This window comes from Dyella sp. 2HG41-7, from assembly GCF_021390675.1.
Lineage (GTDB): Bacteria > Pseudomonadota > Gammaproteobacteria > Xanthomonadales > Rhodanobacteraceae > Dyella_B.
This window is the reverse complement of the sequence record NZ_JAJEJV010000004.1, coordinates 720,338-741,819: the sequence shown is the minus strand read 5'-3', so window position 1 is coordinate 741,819 and position 21,482 is coordinate 720,338. Positions and strand designations below refer to the sequence as shown.

Genomic DNA, 21,482 nt, shown 5'->3' with positions numbered 1-21,482 from the left:
GTCGCCATGTTCAAACTTCCGCCCCTTATCGCGAGCCTTACGCGGCATAAACTCACCGCGCTGTTGCTCGCGCTTCAAGTCGGTCTGACTTGCGCCATCGTCTGCAATGTGGCGTTTATGATCGTGCATCGCGTAGCGCAACTGCGCTTGCCGAGCGGCGTCGCCGAAGACGAACTGGTGATGATCGAAAATACGGATCTCAAAGAACAGACGCAGGCGCTGACACGACATAACGCCGACGTCGCGGCGCTACGACAAATACCGGGTGTGAAAACAGCGGTGGCGGTGGACTCCCTGCCCTTCAGCCATATGGATTGGCGCAACGGCATCTCGCTAGTGCCCGATGCGCCCGCGCGCGCTATCGCCTCCGCTTACAACGGCACGCCGGGCGAACTCGCCACACTGGGCTTGCATCTGGTGGAGGGCCGAGACTTTCTGGATAGCGAGTACCTACCCGTCGGCAGCGGGCAGGACTGGAATGGCCTGGATCGCATATCCGTCGCCATCGTGACCCGCGCGCTGGCCGACAAACTGTTTCCTGGCCAGGATCCGCTCGGCAAGGTGATTTACCCTTCCGAAAAGCCGGTGCGCATCGTCGGTGTCGTCGATCATCTGCTGCAACCGCGATTGAGCGACGACGGCGAAAACGAATTCGCGACGCTGCTGCCGATGCTGCCGGATTCGAACGGCATCACCTATGTCTTGCGCACAGCGCCGCAAGATCGCGAACGCGTGCTCAAGCAAGCGGCGGATGCGCTGAATCGGCTCGATGGCGATCGCATCCTTCGCTATCCGCAGACCTTTACCCAACTTCGCTCCGATTACTTTCGCCACGACCGTACGATGATCGGGCTGCTGATTGCCGCCGCAACGTGCCTGCTTTTCGTGACCGCGTTGGGCATTGCCGGCTTGGCGAGTTTCTGGGTGCAGCAACGCAGGCGCTCCATTGGTATTCGCAGAGCCGTGGGCGCCAGCCGCCATGACATCTTGCGTTATTTCCAGACCGAGAATTTCCTGATCGTCACGGCCGGCGTGCTGCCCGGCTGCCTGCTCGCCTATGCGCTGAATCTGGTGCTGATGGCGCACTACGAACTGCCGCGATTGCCTGCGCTTTATCTGCTGGCCGGCGCATTGGCATCGTGGCTGCTCGGGCAACTCGCCGTCGTGGGTCCGGCGCTGCGCGCCGCGGCGGTGCAACCGGTTGTCGCCGTACGCAATGCTTGAACGCGGCTTATTTACCCGACATCTCGCGCAGCGCGTCGAGCGTGTGCGTTTGCGCTTGTGCCGGCGACCACGATGCGATCTCCACCAACGAATAGCGATGACGCAATTGGCGTATCACCTGCAAGCCTAGCCAATAACCCGTGCGGTTCGGCACACCGGATTGATAGGGTTTCGGCGCTGCGTTGAACCAGCGCGAAAACATCTCCGGATGCTGGACGTCGATGACCTTGGCATGCGCGTCCGCAAGAAAGCGTTGCGCGATCTCGGGCAATTTTTCTTGAGGAATGTGACCCAGATTGTCCTGCAGCAACAATTCGCCATCGGCGTGCCCGGGAGCCAACAATCCGCTGACATACGTTGCCAAACCTTCTTCGAACAACGGCAACGTGAGCTCCGCATCCGGCATCACCCCATCGTTGCGAATACCGGCATGCTGCGCGTGATAAAGATGAAAAAGTTCGTGCGGCACCACGATATCGAGATTGGCGTGTTCCATCAGCAAGGTGTCCGCTGCGAACGCCAACACCGGTTTGCCGTTGGCGAGTACGCCGCTCTTCGCATCGAAGTTCGGCGCAAGCAGGATCGTCACCGGTGGATGCGTATCGGCATCGGGAAACAATGATTTGAAGCGCACAGATTGTTTCGCGACCGCATCCTGCAATGAGCGAACTTCTGCAGGGATATCCGCAGCCAAAGCGGGATATCGCGTAAACCGCCTACGCAGCCAGATCTGTCGGCGCGCCTGCCAGTAGGGATCGTGCTGTTTTTCCCAAACCACCGCGTCGTAGATATCGCGACGGGGCGTTTCGATATCGTGATCCCAGGCCTGTTGCTGTTGCTCGAAGGGCTTGCCTTCAGCGTCAGACCAGAAACGGGTAAACGATGTGCTGATGGATGGCGCCTGCGCATGTAACGCAGGCGCCAAGCTTGCGAGCAGCAGCGCCAAAACGCGTGCCCTGCTGCTCGCGACCATCAGATTAACGCCACGGCCAAGGCTTCAGCGCGTACTCGTTCGGCGGGGTATCGCCAGCCAGATTCGTCACGAAGTAATCCCAGCGACGACGCGTGGCGTACGGCGTGGCCGCCGCATAGCCGTGATGCACGTTCGGGATAAGCAACATGTCGAAGTTCTTGTTGGCCTTGATCAACGCATCGATCACCAGCATGGTGCTGTACGGCGGCACGTTGTCGTCGATCGAGCCGTGCACCAGCATCAAGCGACCTTTGAGGTTCTTGGCGATGTCTTGGTTGGCCTGATTGTCGTAGTTGGTCGTGCCGTCTTTGTTGGTGACCAACAGCGCCTGCCACTTTTCGCCCCAATCGTCTTCGTATTCGCGATTGTCGTGGTTGCCGCTTTCAGCCCAACCCACTTTGAAGAAGTCCGGATAGCTGAATAGCGCATCCGCCGTCGCATTGCCGCCGCCGGAGTGACCCCAGATACCGACGCGATTGACGTCGATCCACGCATAGCGCTGGCCGAGTTCTTTGATCGCGGCGACTTGATCCGGCAACGTGTTGTCGCCCATCTTGCCGTACCACACGTCGTGGAAGGTCTTCGAACGCCACGGCGTGCCCATGCCGTCGATGGCGACGACGATAAAGCCCAGCTCCGCCATCGACTGATTGTTGGCATATCCCAGCTCAAAACCAAAGCTGTCGACCGATCCGGTCTGCGGACCCGGATAGATGTAATCGATGATCGGGTACTTCTTGCTCGCATCGAAATGCGTGGGCTTGTACATCAATCCGTACAAATCGGTTTTACCGTCGCGCGCCTTCACCACGATCTGTTCCGGCGGCTGCCAACCCGTAGCGGTCAGGCGCGAAATATCCGTCTTGGCGACGGTGGCGATGGTGTGGCCGTCGTTCGCATCGCGCAGCACCGTAACCGGCGGCTTGTCGACCGTAGAGTAACTGTCGACGAAGTATTTGCCGTCGTCGGACATGGTGATCGTGTGATCGGCCGATTCCGGCGAGAGCAGCACCGGCTGACCGCCGTCCAGGCTCACCTTCCAGAATTGCTGGTAATACGGATTGACGCCCGGCGTACGACCGACGCCACGGAACCACACCGTGCGCGTTTTATCGTCGACCTTCAGCACTTCGGTGACGTTGCCTTCGCCCGTGGTGACGGCGTGCTTAACCTGACCGTTGCTCAGATCGTAGAGATACAAATTGCCCCAATCGTTGCGCTCGCTAAACCAGATCGCTTCGTTCGCATTGGGCAGGTAACGCCAGTTCACTTCGCCGTTGCCGCTTTCGTAATACGTGGCGACGTCTTCGTGGAACACCGTGCGTACTTCACCGGTTTTCGCATCGGCGATGCGGAAGGTTTCGTGCTTGTGATCGCGCGAGGTGGATACGAACGCGAGCGTCTTGCCGTCCTTCGCCCACTTCACATCGTCCCAGCCGCCATTGCGGCCGCAGCTGACGTCGTCGCACAAGCTGGAGCGGTGTTGATCCGGATCCATCTTCACACGCACGACTTTGCGCGCGGGCACATCGATGATCACGCGCTCGATCATGGTGATGTCTTTATCGCCTGGCATGGGGTATTTCCACGCCTCCAATTCCGGGTGGCCGACCTTGGTGGTGACCGTGTACATGTCGCCGTCTTTGCGCTGATCCTGTTGGAACGTCGCGATCTGCTTGGAGTCCGGCGACCATTCGAGAATCGCTTCGTCAGAGTGCTTCCAGCCAGCGTTGTCGGTGGCGTAGCCGAAATTTTCCACACCATCGGTGGTCAGCTGCGTTTCCTTGCCGGTGGCGACGTCGCGCACCCACAGGTTCCAGTTGCGGATAAAGGCTTCTTGCTTGCGATCGGGCGACAACACGCCGGGTTCCTTGCCGGTTTTCACCAGCTTGGCCTGGTCCTGGCAATCGCCGGCTTTCTTCAGATCGCACAAGTAGTGCTTGCCGCCTACGACAATGTCGTCGCGCCCGTCGGCGGCGACGCGAAAATCCATGACGTGGAGCTTGTCGGCCTTGACGTTCTTGTCGCCGGCCTTGGTCAGCGCTGCAGCCAGTTTCGCCTGGTCGAACAGCGGCTCGGCCTTGCCGTTGGTGGCGTCCATACGCTTGTAATGGTCGCCTTTGGCGTCGTGATCGACGTACCAGAAGTGCGTGCCATCCATCCAATGCACCATTACCACGGCGTGATCCACCAGCGGCATGGTGTTGTACACCATGTACTTTTCAGCTTGCGCATAGTCTTGCGCCGTGAGCGTGCGGCCTTCGGCCATCGCGCCGCCAGGAATCGATGCCAGGCCCAGCAGCCCGCACACCAGCGCGCCGTAAAGACGCGACCTGCCGTTTATCGAATGCATGTTTGCTCCCAATGAAAAACGAGCGGCCGCGACGGCGGCCTCCCCCAAAATCGTGTCACAACCTTTGATCGTAATGCCCGGCGCGCCCGGCCACCCCTGCCAAAGGTCCTTGCAAGACTGTGCGAACGCAGCATGGCGTTCTATTGTGTAGCGCGCCGTCCCCACCGCCGTGCCGCCCTTGGTGGCCGCCTGATTCGGAGATTGATCATGTCCATGCGTCTAACCGTGATCGGCAACTATGTGTCGCCCTATGTACGCAAGGCTTTGGTATGCCTGGAGTTGAAAGGGCTCGACTATGAGGTCGACCCGATCGCACCCTTCGTCGGCAATGACGAATTCAGCCGATTGAGTCCGTTGCGGCGCATCCCGGTGCTGATCGACGGCGACCTGATCCTCAACGACTCGTCCGTCATTTGCCAATATCTGGAAGACAAGCACCCCACGCCCTCGCTTTATCCCGTCGACGTGGCCGATCGCGCCAAGGCGCGCTGGCTGGAGGAATACGCCGATACGCATCTGGCGGATGTGTTGATCTGGCGGATGTTCTATCAAGTCGCCGTTCGTCGCCACGTGTTTCAAGAACAAGCCGATGAAAGCATCGTGCAACGTGCGCGCGACGTGGAAATTCCCGCCGCGCTGGATTATCTGGAAACGCAATTGCCGGAAGACGGCTTTATCTTCGGCGCGTTGTCCATCGCCGACATCAGCATTGCCTGTTATTTCCGCACCGCTTCGTTCGTGCGCTATGTCGTCGATCCCGCACGATGGCCGCGCACCGCGTCGCTGGTCGAACGGACGCTTGCGTTGCCGTCGTTTCAGAAATTGGCGCGACTGGAAGACGCTATGCTGCGCATTCCGCTTGCGCAACAACGCGATGCGCTGGCGGCGGCGGGCGCGCCGCTGACCTGCGAAACGATGGGCACCCTGATCGCAAAACACGGACTGCCGCGGGGTTGACTTCGCTTATGCAGCGACTATTTCAAAATAAATAGTCCCCACTCTCTCCCGCGAGATTTTCATGGAAACACGCACGCTCGGCAAAAATGGCCCCATTGTTTCCGCCATCGGTCTCGGATGCATGGGTATGAGCGATTTTTACGGCGCGCGCGACGACGCCGAATCCATCGCGACGATTCAGCATGCGCTCGACCTCGGCGTCTCCTTGCTCGACACGGCCGACATGTACGGTCCTTACATCAACGAAGAACTGGTCGGCAAAGCCATCAAAGGGCGTCGCGACCAGGCGTTTATCGCGACCAAGTTCGGCATCATGCGCGATCCGTCGGACCCGACCAAACGCGGCGTCAACGGCCGGCCGGAATACGTGCGCAACAGTTGCGACAGCAGTCTGAAGCGACTGGGCGTCGATCATATCGACCTGTATTACCAGCACCGCGTAGATACTAGCGTGCCGATTGAAGAAACCATCGGCGCGATGGCGGAACTGGTGACGGCGGGCAAGGTGCGTTATCTAGGCCTGTCCGAAGCGTCCGCGCAAACCATCGAGCGCGCCAGCACCGTGCATCCGATCTCTGCGCTTCAGAGCGAGCTTTCATTGTGGACGCGCGATCCGGAAGAAAACGGATCGTTAGCGATGTGCCGCAAACTCGGCATTGCGTTCGTCGCGTATTCGCCGCTGGGCCGCGGTTTTCTCACCGGCGCCATCACCAAGCCGGAAGATTTCGACGATGACGATTTCCGCCGCACCAATCCGCGTTTTCAGGGCGAAAATTTCGCGCGCAATCTGATGTTGGTGAAGCAAGTGGAAACGCTGGCTGCGGAAAAAGGCTGCACGCCGGCGCAACTGGCCTTGGCGTGGGTGCTGGCCCAAGGCGACGACATCGTGCCGATTCCGGGCACCCGTCGTAGCGCGCGTCTGGATGAAAATCTCGGCGCGCTCAAGGTGCGCCTGGACAAGAACGAGCTCGAATCGATCGACCGCATTTTCCCGCCGGAAGCCGTGGCCGGAGAGCGGTATGCTCCGCAAGGTATGGCACACGTCGTCAAGTGATTCCGTGGACACGATCAGGCGCATACAACCGGAAACGGTTTTTGCGATACCCGGCCTCTGCGCCGCGACCCGGGTTGGGAACGTGTTGTTTGTCTCGGGACAAGTTCCCCTGGGTCCGGGCGGAGAGCTGGTCGGCGTCGGCGATTTTCGGGCGCAGGCCGAGCAGGTCTTCGAGAATCTGGGCGAAGTGCTGCTCGCTGGCGGCAGCGGGTTCGACCGGATCGTGAAACTGACGGCTTTTTTCGTGGATATCGCCCGCGATTTGCCGGTTTATCGAGAGGTCCGCAACGAATACATCGCCGCCGACGATGCGGCGGCCGGTTCGGCGGTGCAGGTGAGCAAGCTGTTCCATCCTTCGGTATGGCTGGAGGTGGAGGCGGTGGCGCTTTGCAGGGATTGATCATCGCACCACGACTCCCTCTCCCCGGAGGGGAGAGGGGATTGGACCTCGCGTATTACAATTATTGGATGACCACCCCCGAACACTCCCCGCTCGGCAAGCACACCGCTTACGCCGATCGTTACGACCCCACGCTGCTGTTTCCGATTCCGCGCCAAGCCAAGCGCGACGAAATCGGCGTGCGCGAACCGCTGCCCTTCCAAGGCGTGGATATCTGGAACGCCTACGAATTGTCGTGGCTGGATATGCATGGCAAACCGATGGTGGGCGTGGCGGAATTCCATGTGCCGGCGAATTCGCCGAATATCATCGAGTCCAAATCGTTCAAGCTGTATCTCAACGGTTTCGCGCAGGAACCGCTGGCGAACGTGGCCGCATTGCGCGCGCTGTTGCAGCAAGATCTCACGCGCGTCGCGGGCGCGGTGGTGAACGTGACGATTCGCGCGCCACGCGTGGCGCAGCACACGTTTGCCGACCTGGCTGGCGAATCCATTGACGAGCTGCCCGTCGCCATCGACGACTACGGTCCGCCCAAGGCCGATTACCTGCACGCGAACTCGGATGCAGAGATCGTGGAAGAAACCTTGGTCTCCGATCTGCTCCGCTCCAATTGCCCCGTCACCGGGCAACCCGACTGGGGCAGCGTGCAGATCGCTTATCGCGGTGCGCCGATCGATCGTGAAGGATTACTGCGTTACCTGGTGTCGTTCCGCACCCACAATGAATTCCACGAGCAGTGCGTGGAGCGCATCTTCGTGGATGTGATGAAGCGCTGCGCGCCGCAGCGTTTGAGTGTCTATGCTCGCTACACCCGTCGGGGTGGGTTGGATATCAACCCGTTCCGGAGTACGGATGCCGCCTTGCCGGGCAACTCTCGCGCAGTGCGCCAGTAATCCCGGAGTATGCTCTGATCAATTCTGCGCGGGCGGCATGATGTTCAGAAGGCTCGCAGGGTGTGTTGCGCGGCGCAGGGCAGACTGGCCGTCTGTTCAAGACGCGCGGCGCAGCCTGCGAGCCTTCTGAACATCACCCTTCGGGCCGGTTCTATCCGTCCGCATCCCTTCGGCCCATCGTCTCGACAGACAGCCAGTCTGCCTTCGCCGATGACCCTGTGGTCTGCGAACGGATAGAACCGGTGACGCCCGTGCAGAATTGATCAGAGCATCCTAAACTCTGCGCCCCGGTCATCGGCACTTCAGATCGCTGGCGCTAGCCTTAACAACTGCATTCGAAACCGCCGGTCTCCGGTCACGTTTTTCCTTATTTTCGGAATCCCGCCCATGAAACTTTCCGCACGTTCCGCCGCCGTTTATAGCGTCGCCTTGGTTGGCCTGCTGGCCCTTAGCGCCTGCGGCAAGAACGAGCAACAACAGTCGGCCAATCAGCCGGCTGCCTCGAGCACCGCCCCCGCCGCAGCCAGCACCGCCGCCAAGCCGGCTCCGGCCAGCACCGCACCGGCCAAACCCGCCACGGCTGCCGCGCCGGCTCAGCCGGCACCGGCCAGCACGGCCGCGCCGGCTGCCGCCGCCGCGCCTACCGCCGAAGGCTTCCAGGTGAGCACGGTGACGTTGGGCGATACGGTCAATGCCGATCACAAGGTCAAGAAAGATCTGAGCAGCTTCTCGCCGAGCCAGAAGACCATCTACGTCAGCGTCGAAACCACCGGCAGCACGCCGGGCGCCACGCTCAATGCGAAGTGGACGTACCTGGACAAGAGCCAGATGATCATGAGCACCAGCCAGTCGATCGTGGCCGATAGCCCGAGCGTCACCACCTTCCGCTTGCAGAACCCGGACCTGTGGCCGGAAGGCAAGTACAAGGTCGACATCTCGGTCGATGGCAAGCAGGTCGCGAGCAAGAACTTCGAAGTCAAGAAGATCTAAGCCTCGCAACACGTTCGATGCCGGGGCGCTCCATTGGAGCGCCCTTTGTTTTGCGAAACACCACCGCAAGTTATTACCTGTCATGCCAGGTATGGCACCATCGCGGTCTAGGGTAAGCCTGTGTATGGTTTCTGAGAGGCGTTGGTAGCGTGGAGCAACAAGGCGGGGCCGAAGTCCTTAGCCAGGAAAACGCCTTGAGCCGGCCTGGCCCGGTGTGGTTGCGCCGATTCGGCGGGCCTGCGCTATCGGTATTGATGCTCGGCCTGGCGCTGTTTGCGCTGTATCGGCTGGCGGGCGAAGTCAGCTATCACCAAGTGGGCGAATACATGCATCGCCTGCGTCGCGGTCGCATCGGTCAAGCGATCGTGCTTACGATGCTCGGTTACGCGGTGATGCCGCTGTACGACTTGTTCGCACTGAAATCCATCGACCGCAAACTGCCGACGCCGCGCGTCGCGCTGATTTCCTTTATCAGTTACGCCTTCAGCAACACGCTGGGCATGGCGATGCTGGTGTCGGGATCGATCCGCTATCGCTTTTATATCCAGTCCGGCTTGTCGACGATGGATGTCGCCAAGGTGGTGGTGTTCTGCACGATCAGCTTTTGGCTGGGCCTGTTTGCAATCACCGGCGTGACGTTGTTGCTGGTGCCGATTCCTCTAGGATTGCCGCTTTCTCATCAGCGCTTGCTGGTGGGCATTGCGCTGTGTGCGATTCCGTCATTGTGGTTGATCGGCGGCGCAATGCTTCGCCGTCCCATCAAGGTGTGGCGTTGGAAGATGCAGTTGCCGCCATTGTCGGTGGGTCTTCAGCAGGTCTTCGTCGGCGCGCTGGATTGGGGACTGGCCGCGGCGGTGCTTTATGCCTTGATGCCCGATTCGCTGGGGCTGCATTTCGGATCGTTTCTCGCCATTTTTGCGCTGGGGCAGATCGCCGGTCTGATCAGTCATGTGCCAGGCGGCTTGGGTGTGTTCGAAGCGGTGATGTTGGCGGGCTTCGGCGCGACCGGTAATCAAGCCTTGTCGGCGCCGATTCTTGGCGCGTTGGCGGCGTATCGCGGCGTGTATTACTTGCTGCCGCTGTGCGCGGCCACGGTCGCCGTGGTGATTCGCGAAGCGCGTGGTCTGCGTCAAACCGCGCTGCTTACGCCATGGTTCAACGGCATTTTGCCGCCATTTTTCGCCGGACTCACGCTGGTATCCGGCGCGGTGCTGCTGTTCTCCGGCGCAACTGCCGTGTTGCCGGGTCGATTGGAATTGCTGAGCGATCTGCTGCCGTTGCCGGTGATGGAAGCCTCGCACTTTTTGGCGAGCGTGATCGGCATGTCGCTGTTGATACTTGCGCGCGGATTGCAGCGCCGACTCGACGCGGCGTATTGGTTGACTTTGGTGCTGCTGGTGGCGGGCGCGGTGGCGTCGCTGCTCAAAGGTATCGATTACGAAGAAGCCGGCTTGCTGATGTTGCTCGCCGTCGCGCTTGCGCCCGCGCATCGATTGTTCTATCGACGCGCGTCAATGTTCGACATGAGCTTTTCGTTCGGCTGGGTGCTGGCCTGCGCCACGGTGCTCGGCTGCACCGCGTGGCTGGTGCTTTTCAGCTATCAGCACGTGGAATATCGCAACGACTTGTGGTGGCAATTCAGCTTCTATCACGGCAATGCGCCACGCGCGTTGCGCGCCCTGGTCGGCGCGACCGGCGTGGCGTTTTTGTTTTCGCTCACCACCCTGATTCGCTCGGCGCGTGCGCGCCCAACGCTGCCGAATGAAACCGACATCGCGCGCGCGTTGCCGCTGATCAAGCACTACACCTCCGCGCAAGCGCATCTTGCGTTGATGGGCGACAAAAGCCTGCTGTTCGATCCGGACAACAAAGCCTTCATCATGTACGGCATCGCAGGCCGCAGCTGGGTGGCGATGGGCGATCCGGTCGGTTTGGACGATCGCGCGCGGCAAGAGCTCGTGTGGACCTTCCGCGAACGCTGCGAACGCGCCGGCGGATGGCCGGTGTTCTATCAGGTGAATCCGGCGGATCTGGATCTGTATCTCGAAGTCGGCATGAGTCTCTTGAAAGTCGGCGAAGAAGCGCGCGTGCAGCTGGATCAATTCAACCTCGATGGCAAATCGAAGAAGGTGCTGCGCAATACGGTCAACAAGCTCACGCGTGACGGACTGCGCGTGGAGATCGTGCCCGTCGAACAATTACCGTCGCTGCTGCCGCAATTGAAATCCATCTCCGATGCATGGCTGCGCGACAAACGCGTGCGCGAAAAAGGTTTCTCGCTCGGCGCATTCGAAGAACGCTATTTGTTGCGCACGCCCATGGCGGTCGTGTGGCAGGAAGATAAGCCGGTGGGATTTGCGAATTTGTTCTTGTGCGAAAGCATGGAAGAAGCGTCGGTGGATCTGATGCGCTACCTGCCTGATGCGCCGTCCGGCTTGATGGACTATTTGTTCGTGGAGCTGATGCAGTGGTCCAAGGCGCAAGGCTACCGCTGGTTCAACCTCGGCATGGCGCCGCTCTCGGGCTTGCAGAGCCGCCGCCTGGCGCCGCTCTGGAGTCGTTTCGGCGCGCTTATCTTCGGCCGCGGCGAACGCTTCTATAATTTCCAGGGCCTGCACCGCTACAAAGACAAGTTCGATCCCGAATGGGAGCCGCGGTACCTGGCAGCACCGGGCGGCATTGCGTTGCCGGTGGTGCTCACCAATGTCGCCAGCCTGATTTCGGGCGGCCTAAGCGGAGTCGTGCGTCGATGAAATTGCGTGTCGCTGTTGCTGTTGTCGTTGTGGCAGTCGTCGCCGCGCTCTTCATTTGGAAACCGTTTCCGCGTCCCAGCCTGGACGAAGCCACGGTCAAACTGATGCCGACCGCATCGGCGCCGGCCGGTCACGACGACGTGGTCGCAATTTTCTATTCCGGCGACGGCGGTTGGCGCGATCTGGACAAAGAAATGGGCGCGCGCCTTCAAGCGCGCGGCATTCCGGTGCTTGGCGTCAGCTGTCTGGATTACTACTGGCGTCTGCGCCCTGCGGACGAGTCCGCGCGCGACCTCGATGCGCTGATTACCAAGTACACCACGCAGTTGCACAAGCAGAAGGTGTGGTTGATCGGCTTCTCGTTCGGCGCGGACGTGCTGCCCACCATCGTCGGCAAACTCAGCCCCGCCAATCGCGATCGCATCACGCAGATGACCTTGCTCTCGCCAAGCACGGATGTGAACTTCGAGATCGAGATGGAAGGCTACATCATGGTGCGCGAGAACTGGTTGAAGACGCACCTGCAGGAACTCAAGCAATGGCTCAATCCGGTGCCGCACTATCCCGCGTTGCCGGCGCTGACCGCATTGCAGGATAAACCGCCGACGGTTTGCTACTACGGCCGCGACGACGGCGACGACACCGTGTGCAACGACCCGCACCTGCCCGCTTGGGTGAAGGTGCACGTGATGCCCGGCGATCATCATTTCGATTACAACTACGACGGACTCGCCACGCGCATGATCGGCGAGCTTCCCGGCGATCCGTCCTCCGCGACACCACCCGTCGCACACTGACGTATGGCGCGCCGATGACTACGGCGTGCATATCGGCCTCAAGCATCGCTGCGACGCTGCAACGGCGTCGACGACTTCGCATTTTTCACCAAGCTAAATCGTCGTGACATCTGTGCACACCGCAGAGACGAATGATTTACAAGCGAGGTGATCAAATCGGTCAATGCACGGTGTGCATGCGCACCAGTGCGATCTCTCACTACCTGTGGCCAATTTAGCGAGGTACCGCCATGAATCAGGACATGATCCGGGGTCAATGGAAACAACTTGCCGGCAACATCAAGAAACAGTGGGGCAAGCTCACCGACGACGATCTGAAAGTCGCCGAGGGAAGCACGGAGTACCTAGCGGGCAAGATCGAAGAACGCTACGGCATCGCCCGCAATGAGGCCGAAAAGCAAATACGCGAATTCGAGCGTCACTTAGACAGCAAGCATAGTCCGACAACGCATCATTAAGTCCATCCAATGCGGCCCCGCACCAGCACGCGCCACTATCGAGCGCGTTAGGGCTGGTGCGGGGAAACAGGCCAGCGATCGCGCTGGCCTTGTTGTATCCGGCGCTCACGAAATTTTGCCCAACTTCTTGCGCTTGCATGCGTCGACGATACGTCGTCGAAAACAACGCGAGCCGTCCGTCATCGCGTGAACGTTCGTGGCGCGATTTTTCACATGCCTGAATCGCCCTGCTCAACAAGGACGATCCTTTCACGGGCACGCTGGTCGAATCGGTTGCGTGAGATGCGGCACGTCTTGCATCGCCTAACGACCGAATCTAAGGGAACCACATGAATCGCGACACGATCAGCGGTCAATGGAAGCAGATCAGCGGCAGGATCAAGCAGCAATGGGGCAAGTGGACCCACGACGATTTGAAAGTTGTCGAAGGCCACTCCGATATGTTGTCCGGCCGCATGCAAGAACGTTTCGCGGTGGCTCGCACCGACGCGCAACGGCAAATTCGCGCGATCGAGCGGGATCTGGATATCAGCCGTTACAGGCCTAGTCCGCGCCACCACTGAGCCCTGCGTCGCATCCGCATCGCAGCGCGGTCGCCGCAACTTTCGCATGGGGAGCAGCGCTCTCCGAACCTTCCTTCGCTGGAGATCATCATGCTCTATTGGGCAGCCGTATTTTTTATCATCGCCATCATCGCCGCCGTATTCGGTTTTGGCGGCATCGCCGCTGGCGCGGCGAGTATCGCGAAAATTCTTTTTATCGTCTTTATCGTGCTGTTCGTGTTGTCGCTGATCTTTGGCGGCATTCGCCGCGGTCCACGACTCTGACGAGTGTTTTGGCGCCACTACCGTCTCGTGGTGGCGCCATACGTTCGCAACGTCGCATCAACGACTTTGGAACACGCTCACGCGATGCGTATCGCCATGATCCTCAGTGACCAACCAGGGCTCGTTCGCGATCACCGTCGTGCACGGCCCAAGCGTCCAGAGCCGAATCGTCCGCCGCTCCGCCTGGCGCCGCAAATCATCCAGCACTGAGCGCAACAACGTTCCAGTAAATGGCGTGTACAGATAAAACACCGAGCCTTCGGATAAATCGGTGGCCCTTACGTCCTGGGCGATAAACGACGCTCGACCGATGTTGAGCGCCTGCGCACATTGGCGCGCACTCACGACATAAGCATGCTCCAATTCAATGCCGATGCAACGCGCAGGCGTGCAAATCGCCGTCAATAACGCGACGTGCCCGAGTCCAGAACCCAGATCCATGACCACATCGCGCTCATCGAGCTGCGCGCGCGCGATGAAATCGAAAATATGTCGCGCAGGCGTGGGCTGATAAAACACCATCTCGTTGGCCAGTTCCGAAACATCGCCGGGCGCTTCGAAATTCAGCACGCCAGCGACCAAGGCGTCGAGCGGATCGTAGCGTTCGGCGCGATCTTGCTGCCGCAACGCTTCGGCCCAATCGCATAACGACTTCGCACCACTACCTTGACGAATATCGTCGCGAATCGATTGAAAGAGCTGCTCATTGATCGCCTCCCATTCCGCCATCACGGCGTTGGCGCGTTGACAGAGCGAAGACTCCAACGACGATTCGTCGTAGACCAGCCATGCTTCCAGACGATCCAGCGCATCGATGCGGCGCGCCAATTGATCCGGCTCGCGCAGCGATCGATCCTGTAGCAACGCATCAACGGTGTTTTGCAGCGAAGTGGTCATTGGCCTGCGATTCCTCCTTCACTAGGATGGACACGGACATGACCGCCATCAATAGGCCAAAGGCCCCGTATGAACTCGCAGCCTGCCATTCGACCGATCAGGAAAGCGGACTACGCAGCTTGGTTGCCGCTGTGGGATGGCTACAACGCCTTTTATGGAAGACAGGGACCAACGACGCTGGCAGCCGAGATCACACAAGCCACGTGGTCGCGTTTTTTCGACGCGTACGAACCAGTGCACGCCTTGGTCGCCGAACACGAAGGCAAGCTGATCGGCCTCGCCCACTATCTTTTCCATCGCAGCACGACGCAGATCGAACCAAGCTGCTATCTGCAGGATCTTTTCACCGATGAAAACGCGCGCGGCACCGGCGTGGGACGCGCGCTGATCGAAGCGGTGTATCGCGCCGCCGCGGATGCGGGTTGTCAACGCGTGTACTGGCACACGCACGAAACCAATACGACGGCGCGCCAGCTGTACGACAAAATGGCGCAGAACTCGGGCTTTATCGTCTATCGCAAAGCGCTATAGCGACGCCGTGCGGCGCAGCCATTCGCTCAATTGCGCCAGCACCTGATGGCGACCGGTTTCGGTTTCGTTGAACAGTTCGTGGTACAGCGTATCGAAGAATCGGCTGGTAAGAAGCTTGGTCGCCCATGCGCCGTTGGCGAAATCCCGACTGCCGGACGGATCGGCCAGGCGATCGCTACCTGCCGCCAGCAATAACGTCGGCACACGCAAGCGCCACGCATCGGCAATGCTCGATGCGCCCGCGCGAAAAATAAAATCGGCCATGCGCGGCGTCACCCATCGCGTACAAAGTGGATCGTTGCGATACGCCTCGATCACTTTTTCATCGTGCGACAAACCATCCAACGGCAGACCGTTGCGTAGCGGAAGATTCGGCGCCACACGCGCCAAGATCGCCGCCAAGCGCTTCAACCAGGGCGCCTCGAACGCGCGCAACGCGGGCGACGACAGCACCAGTCGGGGCGGCTCGATTCGGCCGTCCAGTACCGTCCGCAATGCGACCAGGCCGCCCATGCTGTGACCGAGCAACACCGGCTGCTTTCCGAGCTCCTCGGCATAGCGCTCGTAGACCGTCGCCAGGTCGCTCAGCAAATCGTCGCGGCGACGCAAGGCCGCACGCGGCCCCGGCGACCGGCCGTGACCGCGCTGATCGTAGCTGCGCACGGCGTAGCCATGTGAGACAAACCATTTGGCGAGCGTCTCGTAGCGCCCGCTATGTTCGCCCAGTCCATGCACGATCAAGACGGCGTTGTGCGCCGATGCGTTGGGCCAGTCGCGCACATACAAACGTTGCCCGTCGGCCATGGTCATCCACGACGACGCATCGTCGGCTTCGCCGCGTCCCGCCGTCGACTCAACTCGCGCGTGTCGTCCCATCACCGCCCCCGTTTTGGCTTGCGTACATTAACGCCCGCACCTCGTTTGCGATAGCCGGGAAATCAGCGACGACCTTCACGATTTCGCCGACCTGCGTTCGACGCATGGATCGATTCAGCGCGACGGCGCCAGCCGCATGCCCTCGCCCCACGCCCGCCACTTCTCCACGTTCAATCCTTTGATGGCAAACCATAGCGCGCACAGACCTTCGCCCGGCAAGCAAGGGAACAGCAGGTACGGAAGCAATTGCGCGTGCAGTTTCGGCGCGATGAAACTCACGAAGCCGTCGGTGAAATAACACAGGCCGGAAAGACTAAGCAGCACGCCTACGATGCGCGGCAAGAAATTCGAACGGAAGATCAAGCATCCAAACAACAATTCGTCGATGCCGTAAAACAGAAACGAAATCAGCAGCCCTGTATCCTGCAATTGCACGGACACGTAGGACAAGGTTTGCAACTGCTGCGCACTGAAAGCGCTCAACGCACCGCCTTCCATCGCTAACTTCAACGGCACATAAGCATTGAGCATATCGATGCTTTCGATCGCCGTGCCGACCAGCCCACACCCCATCGAGACCGCTGCGATAACCACGTTCACGCGTCGAAACAGGATGAAACCGATGATTTCGTTGGGAACGTTACATAGCAGCAAAACGAGATGCGCGGCAAACCCCGCGCGAAACAAGGTTTCGTGCGCCATGATGTTGTGAAGCGTCGCCGCAGCATCGCCATCGACGATCAGCGTGTTGCGCACGCAACCGATATCGAACGCACCGCACACGATGCCCGTCAGCGCCAGAATGCCGAGCATCCGCGCAAGCGCGAGCGGCGAATACGATTCCGAATCGAGATCCGACATCACGAAGCCCTCCGGTCGTAGGAGCTCCTGACCTATTTCGCACGCGATGGATGACAGCTTAAAGATGCGCTCGCCCAGCGATGGTTTCGCGTGCTGAAAGTACTCGCTTTCCATGGGGAAAAGCGTCGGATGCAGCAACGAAAATGGCGCGCCCGGAGGGATTCGAACCCCCGACCAATGGCTTCGGAAGCCACTACTCTATCCGGCTGAGCTACGGGCGCGTGACGAAGCGCTGACGCGTGCGATCCGAGGGATGTGCGTCAGGCGGACGGGAAGTATAGCGGAGTTGGGCGGGGGCGCCCAAGGCGCAACGTAGCCCCCTCACCCCAGCCCTCTCCCCAACGGGGAGAGGGAGGAGCGGAAACGGATCAGCGTGCTTTGATCAGCTGGCTCAACGTATCGGGCTTGCTGGTATCGCGTTCCAGATGCGGATACTTCAGGCCGCCGTGATAGTCGATGCGCACGGTCTTGTACTCGTCGAAGTTCTTCACCAACAGTTCGATGGGCTGATTGGTGTCCTTCGCCGCTGCGGTGACAGCGTCCTTGAGCGCATCCGCATCGTAGCTGCGGCCGTTGATGGCCACGATGGTCATGCCCGGCGAGAGACCGGCGTTGAATGCAGGGCCGTCCCACAGCACATCGCCGATCGCGCCTTCTTTGCCCACCGATACGCCCAGCGAGAACGTAAGATCGGCGGTGTGACGGAAACCTTCGGCCGCCTTGATCGCATCGGACGGCTTGTCGGTATAGACCAGCTTCCAGCCGTGCGATTCCAGACCGCCGGTGAGCGGACCGTGCCCGTCCAGACGCGTGCGCAGGTAGCTCTTCCAGTCGAACGGCGCGATGTCGTTGAGCGTCTTGACCACATCTTCGAAGGTGTAGGGATCGACATCCCACGCACCCGGATTCACGCCGAAGAAGGCTTTACCGAAATCGTCGATGGTTTTCTTGCCGCCGGTGAGTTCGCGCAGCTTGCCGTCGACATCCAACCAGATCATTTCGCCGGCGGAGTAATAATCCTCGCTCGCCTGATAGTTGCGATACGGCAACGGACGACGCTGAGCGATGGTCGGATCGTTGGTGGTGTCTTGCACGTTGCGCCACGTGGCGAGGCCCGGACGGCCCTTGTCGTACGTCGCAGCGACGGCGGCGACCATTTCCATGTATTGCTTGTCGCTCCACAACCCGGCGCGTGCGGCCATCACCTGGCCCCAGAACTGCGTCTGACCTTCATACACCCACAGCAGCGTGTCGCCCATCGTCACATTGAAATTCGGCGTGGCCAGATCCGCGCCGCGACGATACTTGCCGTCCCACGAGTGATTGAATTCGTGCGAGAGCAGATCGCGCATGATCCAGCTCTTGTCCCATTCGGTGAAGTAACCGGTGGGTGTGCCGTCTTCGCTGGAGCGATGATGTTCCAAGCCATTGCCGCTCATCTTGTTGCTGAGCGAGAGCAGGAAGTCGTAGTGATCGTAGTGATGCGCGCCGTACATCTTGTACATCTGCTGCACAAGATTGCGATGGATCTTCAGCTGTTCCGGCGTGATCTCCAGATACTTCGGATCGTCCGCAACGATGTCGACATGCACCGGCGTCGCGGCGCCCGGATCGAGATCAACGCGCTTGAAATACTTACCGGCGTAAATCGGTGAGTCGACCAGGTCGTCATAGTTGATCGGCTTGAAATGCACGGTGCTGCCGTCTTGCGAAGCGACATCCAGGGCGGAACCGAATTGCCAACCGGTCGGCAACGTCACGCTCGCATCCGTCTGGATTTGACGCGCGTAATAACCCGCCGGATACAAGGTGACCGTGTTCCACTGCAGGTTGAGCATTTCCGGTGTCATCACCACGCGACCCTGACGGGTGTCCTGCGGTGAGAGGAATTGGAAATCCACCTCGACGCTGCTCGCGCCTTGCGGCACGTCGACATGGAAGGCGCACACGTTGTACGGATCGCGCGTCCATTCCAGCGTTTTGCCGTTGGCCTTCACCACGAGGCCGGCGAACTTGTCGATCGGACCGGTGGGCGAGTGATGACCCGGAATCCACTCCGGATACAGCAGTGTCAGCGGACCCGCCGCCGCCGGAATCACCTCGTGGACGCGGAACACGCGATGGGCGACATCGGTGGCGTCCACATCGATTTTCAGCGAACCGGCCGCATACGGCGTGTTCTGCGGTGCGGGGATGTCGTCGGCGTAGACGGCGAAGGCGGTGCCTCCCAGCGCGATGGCGAGGGTGGCGGCGGCAAGCGGGGTGAGTTTCAAAGGCGTCTCCTGGTGCGACCAAGCCGCCAACATGAACGTGAGGGCGGCGTAAGGCCACGATCCTAGCCATGTGCACACGCGCCGCTCCCCTGCCAGAGGTCACGCGCAGGCCTTGCCACGCCTCGAATTCGAGCTTTTTTGAGAAGCCACACGAAGGATCGACAAAACTGAACGACCAAGTCCGCCGAAACCATACGGCAAAGGTTCGTTCAGGACGGACGTTACATTCTTGTTACGCCGCGACACCCCGCGCGGCCCGTCGGATGCGACTTCCCCATCGCCCCGTCGGCCAAGAAAAAAGAGATGGAGTCTTCCACCATGAATAAGCTCGCCCTTTCGGCCGCTGTGGCCGCCCTTGCTTTGTCCCCCGTGCTGACCCAGGTCGCCCACGCCGACGACACCAGCACCCCTGTCACCACCAACGACTACGCCAATTGGCAGAACGACTTTTTCGTCGCCGGCCAGCTGGGCCAGACTCAGTTCCGCACCGCCGATCTGAGCCATGACAACAGCGTGTTCCAGAACGTGCGCTTCGGCTGGCGCTGGAACGGTCTGATCGGTCCGGAAATCGGCTACGTGTACCTCGGTCGTCCGAAGACGGACGTGACCGGTGACGGCAGCACGTCGCTGTCGGTGAAGCCGCGCGCCGCTACCCTGGGCGTGAACGCCAAGTACAACTTCTATCAGAACTGGTTCGTGACCGGTCACGCCGGCTACATGCGTTCGCAGACCAAGTTCGATGAGGTGTCCGGCGATCTCGGCGCCCGCTACAAGACCTGGAACAACGGTTTGTATGCCGGCCTGGGCGTTGGCTACGACCTGACCAACAACTTCAGTGTCGGTCTCAACTACGACAACTACCGCGTGCAGTCGGGCAACAGCACCAGCTCCGAGTACGTGGACGCCGGCCACGGCCGCACCAACGTGGCGGCCTATTCCGCCTCGGTGGAATACCGCTTCTAATCGCTCTTTATATGTAGAAGCGCACTGCGGGCTTTATCGCTTGCAGTATCAAAAATCCCCCGGGCGACCGGGGGATTTTTTTTGTGGTGGCCGCAAAGCATCGGGCGTTGCCTCCACCACATCGATTAACGCCCAGCAATCGACCCTAAAGTTCGGTCCGTCCGCGCCGATAGTGAATCAAGCCGCTGTTTCGTGGCGTTTCCGGCCAGAGGACCAACACAATGAAAACCGTACTTGCCGCGACCCTCCTGCTGGTCGCCCCCATCGCCGCCCATGCGGGTTGCGCTGCTACCGATTTCGCCATTCAAGACGTCAAAGTCGCTGCCACCGGCACCGGCATTGCCACCCATCTCAGCGTGAAGGCCAAGCTGGTCAACAACTGCGCTTCCGCCGCCGCCGCTCAAATTCGTCTCGACGCGAAAGACGGTTCGGGCAACGTGCTGGTTTCCAAGCAAGGTTGGCCCGCTGGCACCACCAATATCGGCCCCGGTCAATCTGTCGATTTCGACATGGGTCGCTTGCTGCATTATCAATCGGATATGCAGACGTATTCGCTCAGCGTGGTCGATGTCCGCGCCTGGTAAACGTGTCTAGGTAAAGAGTGTGTGTGAACCTGCCGGCGGTGCTAGCCCATACCGCCGGCTTTTTTTGCGCGCGATAAAACGAGTGCGTGTTTCGTTGTGTTCGCGATTCGCTCCGATGCGCGGACGAATTCGTTTCTTTGCGCGTGCCGCGTTCGATGATCGTATCGGTATACCGCTATCGCTTAGCCGATTTGCGTCGCAGCAAACCATCGATCCATGCGGCGTTGTTGTCCAGCAGTCAGCGAGCTGTCCGATTCCTGAAGTCGCCCCCATTTCGTTCAGGATGCAGTGTGCGCTTATCGCCTAGCGTCTGGCTCGTCGCGTCACGAACGCGGCACATCCCCAATGGAGGCCACACCCATGCGTAAGTCCATTCTTGTCGCTGCTATCGCCACTGCCAGCGTATTGAGCATTCCCGCCTTCGCTCAAGTTCACGTCGGCGGCAGTGCCGGTGTTGGTGTGAGCGCTGGCGCCCATGCGCCGAACACGCTCAATCCAGGCCCCGTCGTGCAGAGTGCGACACAAACGGCAGGCAGCACGGTCGCGGCTACCGACGCCACGGCGAAGCATGCGAGCCATATCGCGAAACACACCGCGCACAAGACCGCGCATACCGCCGCCGTTTCGGCGAACGACGCCACCAAGACCGTCGACAAAACCGCCGCAAGCGCGAGCGACAAAGCCGCGACCGATACGGCGGCCGCCGCCAACAGCAACGTCAACGCCGGCGCGTCGGTCAATGGCAGCGCAACTGCTAGCGGCGCCAAGACGGGCGCAAGCGCGAACGCCGACGCCTCGGCAGGCGGGCACTAATCGGC

General features: G+C 60.3%; 21 protein-coding genes and 1 tRNA gene. 15 read left to right on the top strand and 7 right to left on the bottom strand.

All coding sequences use genetic code 11. The annotated features are described in order from the left end of the window. Positions 1-6: 6 nt before the first annotated feature. Positions 7-1,224, top strand: coding sequence for an FtsX-like permease family protein (locus L0U79_RS04785; protein ID WP_233840741.1), 1,218 nt, complete (start codon positions 7-9; stop codon positions 1,222-1,224). Between the two features lie 7 nt (positions 1,225-1,231). Here L0U79_RS04785 and L0U79_RS04780 read toward each other — a convergent pair whose 3' ends face one another. Next, positions 1,232-2,197, bottom strand: coding sequence for a hypothetical protein (locus L0U79_RS04780; protein WP_233840740.1), 966 nt, complete (start codon positions 2,195-2,197; stop codon positions 1,232-1,234). Between the two features lie 4 nt (positions 2,198-2,201). Continuing rightward, positions 2,202-4,550: a S9 family peptidase gene (locus tag L0U79_RS04775; RefSeq protein ID WP_233840739.1), complete on the bottom strand. Its 2,349-nt coding sequence runs from the start codon at positions 4,548-4,550 to the stop codon at positions 2,202-2,204. Between the two features lie 207 nt (positions 4,551-4,757). On the opposite strand from L0U79_RS04775, the gene L0U79_RS04770 reads away from it, so the two are divergent. From L0U79_RS04770 to L0U79_RS04725, 10 genes are all read left to right on the top strand, one after another. After that, entirely contained in the window at positions 4,758-5,507 is a 750-nt protein-coding gene (locus tag L0U79_RS04770; protein WP_233840738.1) for a glutathione S-transferase family protein, read from the top strand. A 61-nt stretch (positions 5,508-5,568) separates the two neighbouring features. Further along, the gene (locus L0U79_RS04765) at positions 5,569-6,561 is read left to right on the top strand and encodes an aldo/keto reductase (protein WP_233840737.1); all 993 of its coding nucleotides are present in this window, start codon (positions 5,569-5,571) and stop codon (positions 6,559-6,561) included. After that, positions 6,527-6,961 carry a RidA family protein gene (locus tag L0U79_RS04760; protein WP_233840736.1) on the top strand — a complete coding sequence of 145 codons (435 nt, stop codon included), beginning with the start codon at positions 6,527-6,529 and terminating at the stop codon, positions 6,959-6,961. The genes L0U79_RS04765 and L0U79_RS04760 overlap by 35 nt, the downstream gene beginning before the upstream one ends. Before the next feature lie 68 nt (positions 6,962-7,029). Further along, positions 7,030-7,854: an NADPH-dependent 7-cyano-7-deazaguanine reductase QueF gene (gene queF, locus L0U79_RS04755; RefSeq protein WP_233840735.1), complete on the top strand. Its 825-nt coding sequence runs from the start codon at positions 7,030-7,032 to the stop codon at positions 7,852-7,854. A gap of 387 nt (positions 7,855-8,241) precedes the next feature. Next, on the top strand, positions 8,242-8,844 hold the full coding sequence (locus tag L0U79_RS04750) for a hypothetical protein (protein WP_233840734.1): 603 nt from the start codon (positions 8,242-8,244) through the stop codon (positions 8,842-8,844). 194 nt (positions 8,845-9,038) lie between these two features. Next, positions 9,039-11,597, top strand: a complete 2,559-nt coding sequence (gene mprF, locus L0U79_RS04745) for a bifunctional lysylphosphatidylglycerol flippase/synthetase MprF (RefSeq protein ID WP_233840733.1) — start codon at positions 9,039-9,041, stop codon at positions 11,595-11,597. After that, positions 11,594-12,394, top strand: a complete 801-nt coding sequence (locus L0U79_RS04740) for a virulence factor (RefSeq protein ID WP_233840732.1) — start codon at positions 11,594-11,596, stop codon at positions 12,392-12,394. The genes mprF and L0U79_RS04740 overlap by 4 nt, the downstream gene beginning before the upstream one ends. Before the next feature lie 230 nt (positions 12,395-12,624). Continuing rightward, on the top strand, positions 12,625-12,852 hold the full coding sequence (locus L0U79_RS04735) for a CsbD family protein (RefSeq protein WP_233840731.1): 228 nt from the start codon (positions 12,625-12,627) through the stop codon (positions 12,850-12,852). A 329-nt stretch (positions 12,853-13,181) separates the two neighbouring features. Next, entirely contained in the window at positions 13,182-13,415 is a 234-nt protein-coding gene (locus tag L0U79_RS04730; RefSeq protein ID WP_233840730.1) for a CsbD family protein, read from the top strand. Positions 13,416-13,505: 90 nt separating this feature from the next. Beyond that, positions 13,506-13,679, top strand: coding sequence for a DUF1328 domain-containing protein (locus L0U79_RS04725; RefSeq protein ID WP_204682777.1), 174 nt, complete (start codon positions 13,506-13,508; stop codon positions 13,677-13,679). 57 nt (positions 13,680-13,736) lie between these two features. On the opposite strand, the gene L0U79_RS04720 is transcribed toward L0U79_RS04725, so the two are convergent. After that, positions 13,737-14,576: a class I SAM-dependent methyltransferase gene (locus tag L0U79_RS04720; protein ID WP_233840729.1), complete on the bottom strand. Its 840-nt coding sequence runs from the start codon at positions 14,574-14,576 to the stop codon at positions 13,737-13,739. Between the two features lie 69 nt (positions 14,577-14,645). Between L0U79_RS04720 and L0U79_RS04715 the strand changes: the two genes are divergently transcribed. Continuing rightward, on the top strand, positions 14,646-15,107 hold the full coding sequence (locus L0U79_RS04715; RefSeq protein WP_233840728.1) for a GNAT family N-acetyltransferase: 462 nt from the start codon (positions 14,646-14,648) through the stop codon (positions 15,105-15,107). Here the strand turns inward: L0U79_RS04715 and L0U79_RS04710 are convergent. From L0U79_RS04710 to L0U79_RS04695, 4 genes are all read right to left on the bottom strand, one after another. Continuing rightward, entirely contained in the window at positions 15,102-15,983 is an 882-nt protein-coding gene (locus tag L0U79_RS04710) for an alpha/beta hydrolase (protein WP_233840727.1), read from the bottom strand. The two genes, L0U79_RS04715 and L0U79_RS04710, sit on opposite strands and share 6 nt — an antisense overlap. A gap of 114 nt (positions 15,984-16,097) precedes the next feature. Then, the gene (locus tag L0U79_RS04705; RefSeq protein WP_233840726.1) at positions 16,098-16,844 is read right to left on the bottom strand and encodes a DUF4386 domain-containing protein; all 747 of its coding nucleotides are present in this window, start codon (positions 16,842-16,844) and stop codon (positions 16,098-16,100) included. Positions 16,845-16,988: 144 nt separating this feature from the next. Then, positions 16,989-17,065: transfer RNA gene (locus tag L0U79_RS04700), tRNA-Arg, on the bottom strand. A gap of 147 nt (positions 17,066-17,212) precedes the next feature. Then, the gene (locus L0U79_RS04695; RefSeq protein WP_233840725.1) at positions 17,213-19,117 is read right to left on the bottom strand and encodes a M61 family peptidase; all 1,905 of its coding nucleotides are present in this window, start codon (positions 19,115-19,117) and stop codon (positions 17,213-17,215) included. A 318-nt stretch (positions 19,118-19,435) separates the two neighbouring features. Here L0U79_RS04695 and L0U79_RS04690 point away from each other — a divergent pair, with 318 nt between their 5' ends. From L0U79_RS04690 to L0U79_RS04680, 3 genes are all read left to right on the top strand, one after another. After that, positions 19,436-20,080 carry an outer membrane beta-barrel protein gene (locus L0U79_RS04690; RefSeq protein ID WP_233840724.1) on the top strand — a complete coding sequence of 215 codons (645 nt, stop codon included), beginning with the start codon at positions 19,436-19,438 and terminating at the stop codon, positions 20,078-20,080. Positions 20,081-20,301: 221 nt separating this feature from the next. Next, the gene (locus L0U79_RS04685; RefSeq protein ID WP_233840723.1) at positions 20,302-20,664 is read left to right on the top strand and encodes a hypothetical protein; all 363 of its coding nucleotides are present in this window, start codon (positions 20,302-20,304) and stop codon (positions 20,662-20,664) included. A gap of 360 nt (positions 20,665-21,024) precedes the next feature. Further along, complete coding sequence (locus tag L0U79_RS04680) at positions 21,025-21,477, top strand: hypothetical protein (protein WP_233840722.1); 453 nt, start codon at positions 21,025-21,027, stop codon at positions 21,475-21,477. The last annotated feature ends 5 nt before the right edge of the window (positions 21,478-21,482 follow it).

Bases quoted from the DNA above. Each gene is read 5' to 3' on its own strand.
- L0U79_RS04785 (WP_233840741.1), top strand. From the start codon at position 7: ATGTTCAAACTTCCGCCCCTTATCGCGAGCCTTACGCGGCATAAACTC.
- L0U79_RS04780 (WP_233840740.1), bottom strand. From the start codon at position 2,197: ATGGTCGCGAGCAGCAGGGCACGCGTTTTGGCGCTGCTGCTCGCAAGC.
- L0U79_RS04775 (WP_233840739.1), bottom strand. From the start codon at position 4,550: ATGCATTCGATAAACGGCAGGTCGCGTCTTTACGGCGCGCTGGTGTGC.
- L0U79_RS04770 (WP_233840738.1), top strand. From the start codon at position 4,758: ATGTCCATGCGTCTAACCGTGATCGGCAACTATGTGTCGCCCTATGTA.
- L0U79_RS04765 (WP_233840737.1), top strand. From the start codon at position 5,569: ATGGAAACACGCACGCTCGGCAAAAATGGCCCCATTGTTTCCGCCATC.
- L0U79_RS04760 (WP_233840736.1), top strand. From the start codon at position 6,527: ATGCTCCGCAAGGTATGGCACACGTCGTCAAGTGATTCCGTGGACACG.
- queF (WP_233840735.1), top strand. From the start codon at position 7,030: ATGACCACCCCCGAACACTCCCCGCTCGGCAAGCACACCGCTTACGCC.
- L0U79_RS04750 (WP_233840734.1), top strand. From the start codon at position 8,242: ATGAAACTTTCCGCACGTTCCGCCGCCGTTTATAGCGTCGCCTTGGTT.
- L0U79_RS04740 (WP_233840732.1), top strand. From the start codon at position 11,594: ATGAAATTGCGTGTCGCTGTTGCTGTTGTCGTTGTGGCAGTCGTCGCC.
- L0U79_RS04735 (WP_233840731.1), top strand. From the start codon at position 12,625: ATGAATCAGGACATGATCCGGGGTCAATGGAAACAACTTGCCGGCAAC.
- L0U79_RS04730 (WP_233840730.1), top strand. From the start codon at position 13,182: ATGAATCGCGACACGATCAGCGGTCAATGGAAGCAGATCAGCGGCAGG.
- L0U79_RS04725 (WP_204682777.1), top strand. From the start codon at position 13,506: ATGCTCTATTGGGCAGCCGTATTTTTTATCATCGCCATCATCGCCGCC.
- L0U79_RS04720 (WP_233840729.1), bottom strand. From the start codon at position 14,576: ATGACCACTTCGCTGCAAAACACCGTTGATGCGTTGCTACAGGATCGA.
- L0U79_RS04715 (WP_233840728.1), top strand. From the start codon at position 14,646: ATGAACTCGCAGCCTGCCATTCGACCGATCAGGAAAGCGGACTACGCA.
- L0U79_RS04710 (WP_233840727.1), bottom strand. From the start codon at position 15,983: ATGGGACGACACGCGCGAGTTGAGTCGACGGCGGGACGCGGCGAAGCC.
- L0U79_RS04705 (WP_233840726.1), bottom strand. From the start codon at position 16,844: ATGTCGGATCTCGATTCGGAATCGTATTCGCCGCTCGCGCTTGCGCGG.
- L0U79_RS04690 (WP_233840724.1), top strand. From the start codon at position 19,436: ATGAATAAGCTCGCCCTTTCGGCCGCTGTGGCCGCCCTTGCTTTGTCC.
- L0U79_RS04685 (WP_233840723.1), top strand. From the start codon at position 20,302: ATGAAAACCGTACTTGCCGCGACCCTCCTGCTGGTCGCCCCCATCGCC.
- L0U79_RS04680 (WP_233840722.1), top strand. From the start codon at position 21,025: ATGCGTAAGTCCATTCTTGTCGCTGCTATCGCCACTGCCAGCGTATTG.